General features: G+C 47.9%; 10 protein-coding genes. 3 read left to right on the top strand and 7 right to left on the bottom strand.

Annotated features, from left to right (window positions below; all coding sequences use genetic code 11):
* The 7 genes from WBV27_RS01730 to murB all read right to left on the bottom strand — a co-directional run.
* The coding region (locus WBV27_RS01730) for a cyclophilin-like fold protein (protein ID WP_424198866.1) at positions 1–337 on the bottom strand (337 nt) is incomplete at its 3' end.
* A gap of 368 nt (positions 338–705) precedes the next feature.
* Positions 706–1,776: an ABC transporter substrate-binding protein gene (locus tag WBV27_RS01725; protein WP_424198864.1), complete on the bottom strand. Its 1,071-nt coding sequence runs from the start codon at positions 1,774–1,776 to the stop codon at positions 706–708.
* Complete coding sequence (locus WBV27_RS01720; protein WP_424198862.1) at positions 1,773–2,624, bottom strand: ABC transporter permease; 852 nt, start codon at positions 2,622–2,624, stop codon at positions 1,773–1,775. Before WBV27_RS01720 ends, WBV27_RS01725 begins: the two co-directional genes overlap by 4 nt.
* On the bottom strand, positions 2,621–3,436 hold the full coding sequence (locus tag WBV27_RS01715) for an ABC transporter permease (RefSeq protein WP_424198860.1): 816 nt from the start codon (positions 3,434–3,436) through the stop codon (positions 2,621–2,623). Before WBV27_RS01715 ends, WBV27_RS01720 begins: the two co-directional genes overlap by 4 nt.
* A gap of 11 nt (positions 3,437–3,447) precedes the next feature.
* Positions 3,448–4,536 (bottom strand): ABC transporter ATP-binding protein, encoded by a 1,089-nt coding sequence (locus WBV27_RS01710; protein WP_424198858.1) that lies wholly within the window; start codon positions 4,534–4,536, stop codon positions 3,448–3,450.
* A gap of 200 nt (positions 4,537–4,736) precedes the next feature.
* Complete coding sequence (locus tag WBV27_RS01705) at positions 4,737–6,440, bottom strand: ABC transporter ATP-binding protein (protein ID WP_424198856.1); 1,704 nt, start codon at positions 6,438–6,440, stop codon at positions 4,737–4,739.
* Between the two features lie 88 nt (positions 6,441–6,528).
* Positions 6,529–7,443: a UDP-N-acetylmuramate dehydrogenase gene (gene murB, locus WBV27_RS01700; protein WP_424198854.1), complete on the bottom strand. Its 915-nt coding sequence runs from the start codon at positions 7,441–7,443 to the stop codon at positions 6,529–6,531.
* Positions 7,444–7,779: 336 nt separating this feature from the next.
* Here murB and WBV27_RS01695 point away from each other — a divergent pair, with 336 nt between their 5' ends.
* From WBV27_RS01695 to WBV27_RS01685, 3 genes are all read left to right on the top strand, one after another.
* Positions 7,780–8,028 (top strand): hypothetical protein, encoded by a 249-nt coding sequence (locus tag WBV27_RS01695; RefSeq protein WP_086627168.1) that lies wholly within the window; start codon positions 7,780–7,782, stop codon positions 8,026–8,028.
* 14 nt (positions 8,029–8,042) lie between these two features.
* Positions 8,043–8,804: an exodeoxyribonuclease III gene (locus tag WBV27_RS01690; protein WP_424198852.1), complete on the top strand. Its 762-nt coding sequence runs from the start codon at positions 8,043–8,045 to the stop codon at positions 8,802–8,804.
* A 44-nt stretch (positions 8,805–8,848) separates the two neighbouring features.
* Positions 8,849–9,442, top strand: a 594-nt coding sequence (locus WBV27_RS01685; RefSeq protein ID WP_424198850.1) for an SDR family NAD(P)-dependent oxidoreductase, incomplete at its 3' end; no start/stop codon positions are given.

Here is a 9,442-nt window from a genome sequence, read left to right as displayed (position 1 = left end):
CTTCTGCACTTGGAGTGTTACTGATATTCAGTTTCGTTGGCGGATAAAATATTTTTTCGTTATTCCCATAATTCTCCACCATTATTTTCAACGGAAGCTGCTTATAGAGTGATCCTGCCGCAACACTATTATTTAGTATAAATACAACAGTATGCGCGTTATCTTGAATTTGTATCTGCATTTTATCTTCTCCAGTCTCAATACCATTTTCTGACGATTGGTTAATCTGTAGTCCTGAGTTCAAATCTATTTCACCTCTTTCAAAAGTTTGTCTAAAGCAAGCGGCTAATAGACCAACTGCGAAGAGCATGAAAGTTAGCAAGATTCTCTTTCTCATTATCCCGCCTCGCTTAAATGAATTTCTAGTATGTTTCTATGCAAGCTTACCTCTTAACCTTAAGATTAAGTCAATATTTTTCTCCACACAAAAAGCGACTTCTCAGCCGCTTTTTGAAGAAAATTAGAATACTGACAGTAAAAATGTTAGCTTATCCTCTACCCGCAATTCATCGTATCCTTATAGTCGAACTCTGAATCCCTAATAGAACATGCATCTCTAGCCTTGGTACAAAGAATGTTAAAGACCTCAAACGTCGCACTGTGACGTTTGAGTGCCTAAGCTGATATTACGTCACGGTCAAAAAGAGACCGTTCTCGTAATATCCTCTTAGTGCTCGATTTCTAGAGTGGGATTCATCGTATTCTTTATTTTCTGTACATTTTGATTTCGAGGAAGAGGTCGTTATACGTTCCCAGGGTTTTGGCGCCCAGGTTTTCGTAGACCTCGAGTTTGTCCATGATTTCGTCGGAAGGGTAGAACTGTTCATCGCTGGTGATCTCGGGATCCATCAGCTCGATGGCAGTTTGGTTCGGCGTGGCGTAGCCGACGTATTCCGCATTGATTGCCGCATTTTCAGGTTCCAGCATGAAATTGATGAAGGCATAAGCGCCATCGATATTTCTGGCGGTCTTCGGGATGACGATGTTGTCGAACCACAGATTGGAGCCCTCTTCAGGGATCACATAATGGAGATTTTCGTTTTCCCATAGCATTTCGCTGGCTTCACCGGAGAAAGTGACGGCGATGGCCGCCTCTTCCTGGATCATGTACATCTTGATTTCATCGGCAACGATCGCTTTGATGTTCGGCGTGATGTCCTTCAGTTTATCCGCGACCTTATTCAAGACAACCGGATCCGTTTCGTTCAGCGAGTAGCCTTCACTTTGGAGGCCCAGCCCCATCACTTCGCGCGCCCCGTCGATCAGAAGCAGACTGTTTACGTAGCTCGGATCCCATAAATCGGACCAGGAGGTGATCTCTTCCGTCACCATTTTGTCGTTGTAGATGATGCCCAAGGTTCCCCAGAAATACGGAATGGAGTATTTATTGCCTTCGTCGAACGGCAAATCCAGAAAGCGCGGATCGATATTCTCCAGACCATCGATCTTCGAATGGTCCAGTTCAATCAGCAAGCCCTCTTCAGCCATTTTGTCGATCATGTACTCCGAAGGGATACTCAGATCGTAGGCCGTTCCGCCCTGTTTGACTTTGGTGTACATCGCCTCGTTCGAATCGAACGTTTCGTAGGAGACTTTATACCCGGACTCCTCTTCGAATTTCGTGATCAGCTCCGGTTCGATATAGTCGCCCCAGTTGTAGATCGTCAGCGTATTCCCGTCCGAAAAACCTTGCGCTCTATTCAAAGCGTTTATTCCAAAAGCGATAGCCGCACAAGCAAGCAAGACAACGGCCACTATTCCCATTAATTTTTTCATCCTTTTTTCACCGTCCGTTCCGACCCGGCGCGTTTCCCGATCGCCTTTAATTGCTGCGCATGTTTATTGTGCTCGTACTGTTGAATGAAATAATAGCCTAAGACCAAAAGCAGCGTGAACAGGAACATCAACGCGCTGAGCGCATTGATTTCCAGGCTGACACCACGGCGGGCCCGCGAATAGATTTCCACCGCCAAAGTAGTGAAGCCGTTCCCGGTCACAAAGAATGTCACTGCAAAATCATCCAAGGAATAGGTGAAGGCCATGAAGAAACCGCTCAGGATCCCTGGAGTGATGCTCGGAATCAGGATTCTGCTGAAGACTTGGCTGGAGCTGGCACCCAGATCCTGGGCCGCACTGATCATCGAATCGTTCATCTCATAAAGCTTCGGCAGCACCATCAGCACGACGATCGGGATCGAAAAAGCGATGTGCGACAACAGCACGGATGAGAAGCCCAACGAAAAGCCGAGCAGCGTGAACAGGATCAACAAGCTTGCTCCGATGATGACGTCCGGAGAGACCATCAGCACATTGTTCAGACTCAAAAGCGTATTCTTGATGCTGCGTTTTTTTGTGTAATATATGAAGATTGCACCCATCGTACCGATTGCAGTCGCGCTGAGGGCCGAAAGCAAAGCCACCAAAAACGTATTCAGCACAATGCCGATCAAGCGCGTGTCCTCAAATACGGCTTGGTAATGCTCCCACGTAAACCCAGTGAAGGAATTCATGGTACCGCCGGCATTGAACGAATAAAAAATCAGATAAAAGATCGGCAAGTACAGGATGGCGAAAACGAGCACAAGAAATGCATTATTCCACTTCGTGTTGGTTGTTCCCTTCATTTGACTCCCCTGCCTTTCTTCTTTTTGTCACTGGTCAGGGACATGATGGCAATCATGCTGATGATCAGGATGACGCCGATCGTCGATCCCATTCCCCAGTTCTGGGTAACGAGAAAATGCTGTTCCACAGCAGTGCCCAATGTGATGACCCGATTTCCGCCAATCAGACGCGTCAGCATGAACAGCGACAACGATGGAATGAAGACAGCCTGAAAACCGCTGCGCACGCCGCTCAGCGTCAAGGGAAAGATGACCCGCGTCAAAGTCTGCATCCTTGTGGCGCCTAGGTCCCCGCTGGCGACAATCAGGGATGGGTTCAGCTCTTCGATCGAATTGAAGATCGGCAGGATCATGAAAGGCAGTTCGATGTAGGCCGCCACGAAAATGAAACTGAAGTCCGTGAAGAGAATCTGTTGGGGACCGATGCCCATGAAGCTCAGGAACTGATTGACCGTCCCGCTCTGACTGAACAAACCGATGAAAGCATAGGCCTTCAGCAAGAGATTGATCCATGTCGGCAGAATGATCAAGGACAGCCAGAGCTGCTTATGCTTCGTCCGGCTCAGGAACAGCGCCGTCGGGTAACTGATCAGGAACGTCACGAGGGTGATGGTGAACGCATACAGGAACGAATTCAACGTCATCCGCAGATAATTTCCCGAGCTGAAATAAGTCGCGTAGTTGGCAAACGTGAAGGCCCCGGTGATGTCGAAAAAGGACTGGTATAGGATCAATAGCATCGGCGCGAGGACAAACAACCCCAACCACAACATATAAGGAACAGAATAGAACGCTCTAGAATTTTTCGTCATGTCTCTTCCCCCTACTCTTCATAACTTTCAAGACGGGCATCGAACTCTTCTTCGGATTCGTTCAATCGCATGACATGGATATCCTGCGGACCAAAATGGAGCCCGACATCCTTGCCGATTTCCGCGCGTTTGGTGGAATGGATCATCCACTCGTTTCCGTCCTTGTCGTAGCCGATGATCTCATAGTGGACGCCGCGGAACAGTTGCGTATCGATCTTCACGACCAACTTGCCATTTTCGACAGTCGTCAGCTCCAGATCTTCCGGACGGATGACGATTTCGACTTTTTCGCCCGGCGTGATTCCCGCATCAGAACATTCGAATTCCTTGCCGACGAAGCTGACTTTGTAGTCCTCAACCATCGTCCCGGGAACGATATTGCTTTCGCCGATGAAATCTGCGACGAATCGGTCGATCGGTTCATCATAAATATCCACAGGTGTGCCACTCTGGACAATCGCGCCTTTGTTCATGACGAAAATCCAATCGCTCATGGCCAGTGCCTCTTCCTGATCGTGCGTGACAAAAATAAAGGTGATGCCCAGGCGCTGCTGCAATTCCCTCAGTTCATACTGCATATCCGTGCGCAGTTTCAAGTCTAACGCCGACAAGGGTTCATCCAACAGCAGCACATCCGGTTCGTTGACGATTGCCCGGGCGATCGCGACGCGCTGTTGCTGGCCACCTGACAATTCACTGATTTCACGGTTCTCATAGCCCTCAAGTTGAACCATTTTCAGGGCTTCATCCACCTTTTGTTTGACTTGATCCTTGGGCATTTTCTTGATCGTCAGCCCAAATGCGATATTATCAAAAACATTCAAGTGGGGGAACAAAGCGTAATCCTGGAAAACCGTATTGACTTTGCGTCGGTTCGCCGGTATATCATTCACTGTTTCGCCATTGATTTTAATGACGCCTTCCGTAGCATCCGCAAAGCCGGCGATCAAACGCAGAATCGTCGTCTTCCCGCAGCCGGATGGTCCCAAAAGTGTATAGAATTTTCCTTTTTCAAGCTCAAAATTGATATCGTGCAACACTGTTTCATCATCGTATACTTTTTTTACATTCTCCAAAGTAATGATCGGTTTGTCAGTCATTTTCTCCCGCCTTTATCGTTTATTTATGGGCGCTGAACGTTCACTCCGATTGCGGATAGGCAATCGGATAATCACTCATCACTATTATGTTAGCACAAAACACTATTATTATATAAGAAGTAGCATCATTTTTAGCAAAAATACGAACAAAAAAACGCCAGCGATTTTCATTCCGGCGTTTTGAGCTTATTAGGATTTTATCAGAATAGCCGCGCGGCCCGATCGTAGTAGACGAATTTTTCCGTAAAGGAATACGGATCCGTCATTCCGATCTGATTGGCGAAGGTGAACAAGGTGGTCTCTTTCAACGAGGCAAGCTGGATCAGCCTCGGATTGATCAGGACAAAAGCCGAACTCGTATCGGCCACAATCTTTCCTTTGGCCATGACGACCGCTCTGCTGGTGTATTCCAGCATCAGGTGCATGTCATGCGTTACGATCACGACGGTCACACCGTTCTGGTGGATCCGCTGGAGGAAATGCATGATGTCTTTATAATGGCTGAAATCCTGTCCGGCTGCCGGCTCATCCAAGATGATCAGCTCCGGATCCAGAGCCAAGACGGCCGCAATCGACACCCGTTTCAGTTGACCAAAGCTCAGCATGGACAAAGGCAAATCTTTGATGTACTGCAGTCCGCAAACTTTCGCAACTTCATCGACTTTCCTTACGATCTCTTCCTCAGGCATGTTGCGCTGTCTCAGTTTTAAGGTGATTTCTGCATACACGGTTTCCTGGGACAAGCTGTCTTTCGGGTTCTGCGGGACGTAACCAACATAGTTTTCCGCTTCATCCGCATCGATGTCGCTGACTTCATGGCCTTTCCAGTAGATACGGCCACTCTGCGGTTTTTCCTCTCCGGTCATCAAACGGGAAAGCGTCGATTTGCCGGCGCCATTCGCACCGACCAGACTGATCATTTCCCCTTTGTAGATGCGGAGAAAGGCACCGTCGACGATATCCTCGTCGTTCCAAGGATACTTGAACGATAAGCCATCCAGTTCCAGAAGCACCTCATCATAATCGGGGTACCTGAATTGCGGCAGATAATTCAGCCAGCTCTCCATCTGCTCCTTTAATTGCGGCCCGTTCACCTTATTTACGTTCGCCAATTCACGGACATTGTCCAGATCGACTCCCGCATAGCGCATAGCCGTGATGTAAAGTGGTTCCCGGATGCCGATATCGCTCAAGATTTCAGTGCGGAGTATCTCCTCCGGCTTCGCATCCGCGATGATCCGCCCGCCGGAAAACAGCAGGATCCGATCAATCGGTTGTGCCAAGACATCTTCCAACCTGTGTTCGATGATGATGACTGTCGTGTCGCTGACGCGATGAAGATCTTCAATGAATTTCATGGCCAAATCCCCGGAGCTCGGGTCCAGATTCGCTAATGGCTCATCGAACAAAATCAATGGTTTGCCATCCAAGGAAATGCCGGCCATCGTGATGTCGCCCAACTGCTGTTCCGATAATTTCATAAAACTGCGCTTCAGATAAGGGCGTTTTTTCAAAAAGTCATGCCAATTATCCATTTTCTTCAAATCTTCCGCTGTACGGAAAGGGACTTGTTGCTTCACTCCGAATTTCCCCATCTGATCCGCGTGGGGAATCAGACTGTTCTTGACCAGTTTCATTTCATTCGGCAGAAAGTCTTCAAAGGGGGCTACTGTTTGATCGACCTGATGGTGAAAGAGGATGTTTCCGCTCGCATCACCGTTCTCATCACTCGGCAATACGCCAGTGAGGCAGCGGGCAAAGGTCGTTTTCCCGGAGCCGCTGGGGCCGAGCACAAGTATTTTTTCTCCCTCGTAGATGGTGACATTCAGTTCTTCCAACGTCGGTTCCTTTTGATCTGAATAGGTGAAACTAAAGTTCTGAAAAGATATCAGTGGTCTTCGCATGGCTATCCTCCTTCATTATATATTCAAATAAAATAATTAATTGCTATTCAAAAAAGAGCTGAATGTTCACACCCAGCCTTCTTTTCACCTATACGCTTCCCACTGTATCTTCCCCGATGATCCGGACTTCGGTTTCCAATGGCACCCCATAATGTTCCATTATGACTTTTTTGATATGTGCAATCAGATCAATGTAATCGGTCGCTGTAGCTTGGTTGATGTTCACGATGAAACCTGCATGCTTCATCGACACCTGTGCCCCGCCCCAAATCAAGCCTTGCAGACCCGCTTCCTGAATCAATTTTCCTGTGAAATATCCAGTCGGTCGTTTGAAGACGCTGCCGCATGAAGGGAATTCCAACGGCTGCTTCGATTCGCGTAAAGCCGTCAATTCATCCATTCGGGCTTTGATCGCTTCGTGCTTGCCTTTTTCGAGATGGAAGACGACTTCCAGAACGATTTCATTCGTTTCCTGCAGCTTGCTGTGTCGATAGGAAAACTCAAGTTCATTCTTCTCGTAGGTTTTGATTTTGCCTTCGCGTGTGATCACCACTACTGATTCGATGACTTCTTCAACTTCACCGTCATATGCTCCGGCATTCATGTAGACCGCTCCACCTACGCTGCCGGGAATGCCGCATGCGAATTCCAAGCCGCTCAGCCGCTCAGCTAAGGCCATCCGGGAAGCATCGATCAGGCGTGCACCGCTTTGGACGATCAAGCGATGACGCTTCACTTCCATATGGTCCATTTCCGTCAGGATCATGACGATGCCGCGGATGCCGCCATCCTTGATGATGACATTGCTGGAATTGCCCAATACCGTCAAAGGTATTTGCTTTTCATTCACCCAGGCGACGATTGCCGCGACTTCATCTTTAGTTTTCGGAAAGACCAGCGCATCCGCCGGGCCACCTGTTTTTGTGTATGTATAATGTGATAAGTTTTCATTCTCTTTAACGATCGTTTCAGGAAACTGTTGTTTTATTTCCGTCCCCAACATGCATTTCACCCACTAATTTTATTTATGTAGTCCATTCTAACATCACTTGATGCCGATTTGTATCAAATAAGTAAGCGGCAGCAATTAATTATATTTTTTTAATCATTAATTAATCAAATTTTAATCAAAAGCGATTCCGCACCTGTTCATGCTATTTTAACACAAGTTTATGAAAAAATTTACAATTTAATCAATTTGCAAGAGCTTTGTTACATATCTGTCTGCCGGAAAGAATCCTTCTTCATTTTTTGGACACGAATTCCGGCCCTCTTCCTTGTGATTCGATCGCATAGGTATGGTAAAATAGTACAGATAACAGAAAAAGGAGGCTGCGCAATGCAACCGAAACAAACCAGAAACGGAATCACATTCACACTCTTATCCATCCTATATCCGCTTTACCTTTTCACTACCAAAGATCCTGGTTCCGTATCCACGACTTCTTTGATATTGGCGCTGTTTTTGCCGATTGTTGGAACGATCTTTGCGCTGAACATCCCAGAGCCGAAAATGAAGTGGACACTGGCTGCCATCAATCTGATCCTCTTCATCCTGTTCCTTTACTATACGATCGCGTTGCGTTAAGGCGGGTGGGCAAAATGGATCTTAAATTTGTCTCATGGAACGTCAACGGCTTGCGGGCCATCGTAAACAAGAATTTTGCGGATATTTTTGCGGACTTCGATGCCGATTTTTTCTGTCTGCAGGAAACGAAATTGCAGGAAGGCCAAATAGAGCTTGTGTTTCCAGGATATGAATCCTACTGGAATTATGCCGACCGCAAAGGCTATTCCGGAACCGCGATATACACGAAACACACACCGCTTTCGGTTCGGCTGGGCATCAGCGTTGCCGAACATGATTCGGAAGGACGCGTCATCACCTTGGAGTACGCCGATTTCTTTCTGGTCAATGTCTATACGCCCAATTCACAGGAGCAGCTGAAGCGATTGGACTACCGGATGCATTGGGAAACGGCCTTTCTGACTTATCTGAAGGGCCTGGAGACAGAAAAACCGGTCATTGTCTGCGGTGACCTCAACGTTGCCCACGAAAACATTGATCTGAAGAATTGGAAAACGAACCGCAAAAACGCGGGCTTTTCGGACGAGGAACGCGCCAAGTTCAGCGAAGTGGTCGCGAACGGATTCATCGATACTTTCCGCTACTTCCATCCGGATGCGGAAGGCAGATACTCCTGGTGGAGTTACCGCTTCAACGCCCGCAAAAACAATGCAGGCTGGCGGATCGACTACTTCCTTGTATCGGATGCTTTGAAGAATGCCTTGGTCGACGCGGATATCCATGAAAATATCTTCGGCAGCGACCATTGCCCGGTTTCACTTGAAATTTCGCTGTAGTACACGGGACAATTGAAGCAGCAATCAGTCGGGAGGAATGGAAGATGGATTATCAAAATCGTGTGGTTGTGGTGACCGGCGGAGCGAACGGCATCGGCCGGTCCACGGTGGAATCTTTTTTGTCATCGGGTGCCGCTGTCGCATTCGTGGATACGGATAAGGAAGCAGGGGACAAAATCGTTTCACGCTTCGAAGCGAACGACGTGTATTTTCATCACGGGGACATCGCGGAGGAAGCTGCCCTGCATGCTTTTGCGGAAGCCGTCAAGCACCGCTTCGGCAAAGTCGATTATCTGGTGAACAACGCCTGCATCAGCAAAAAAGGCATCCTGTCGGAATGTTCCTATCAGGACTTCAATTACGTCCTGGCTTTGGGCGTCACGGCTCCGTACCTATTGACGAGTTTATTTTTGCCGGTGTTCACAGCTGGCGCTTCAGTCGTGAACATCGCATCAAGCCGCGGTTTCATGTCGCAAAAGGATACCGAAAGTTACTCAGCAGCTAAAGGCGGCATCCTTTCTCTGACGCACGCCCTCAGCATTTCGTTGGCCGGGAAAGCCCGCGTCAATTCCATCAGCCCAGGTTGGATCGACACGGGTTCTTTCCATAAAGATGAGGATTACCAGCCTGACTACGAA

The sequence above is a fragment of the Trichococcus sp. genome (assembly GCF_049589555.1).
Classification (GTDB): Bacteria; Bacillota; Bacilli; order Lactobacillales; family Aerococcaceae; genus Trichococcus.
This window is presented reverse-complemented; position numbering and strand designations above follow the sequence as displayed.

Excerpts from the sequence above, each read along its gene's own strand:
- WBV27_RS01710 (WP_424198858.1), bottom strand. The coding sequence starts at position 4,536 with ATGACTGACAAACCGATCATTACTTTGGAGAATGTAAAAAAAGTATAC.
- WBV27_RS01715 (WP_424198860.1), bottom strand. The coding sequence starts at position 3,436 with ATGACGAAAAATTCTAGAGCGTTCTATTCTGTTCCTTATATGTTGTGG.
- WBV27_RS01705 (WP_424198856.1), bottom strand. The coding sequence starts at position 6,440 with ATGCGAAGACCACTGATATCTTTTCAGAACTTTAGTTTCACCTATTCA.
- WBV27_RS01720 (WP_424198862.1), bottom strand. The coding sequence starts at position 2,624 with ATGAAGGGAACAACCAACACGAAGTGGAATAATGCATTTCTTGTGCTC.
- WBV27_RS01690 (WP_424198852.1), top strand. The coding sequence starts at position 8,043 with ATGGATCTTAAATTTGTCTCATGGAACGTCAACGGCTTGCGGGCCATC.
- WBV27_RS01725 (WP_424198864.1), bottom strand. The coding sequence starts at position 1,776 with ATGAAAAAATTAATGGGAATAGTGGCCGTTGTCTTGCTTGCTTGTGCG.
- murB (WP_424198854.1), bottom strand. The coding sequence starts at position 7,443 with ATGTTGGGGACGGAAATAAAACAACAGTTTCCTGAAACGATCGTTAAA.
- WBV27_RS01695 (WP_086627168.1), top strand. The coding sequence starts at position 7,780 with ATGCAACCGAAACAAACCAGAAACGGAATCACATTCACACTCTTATCC.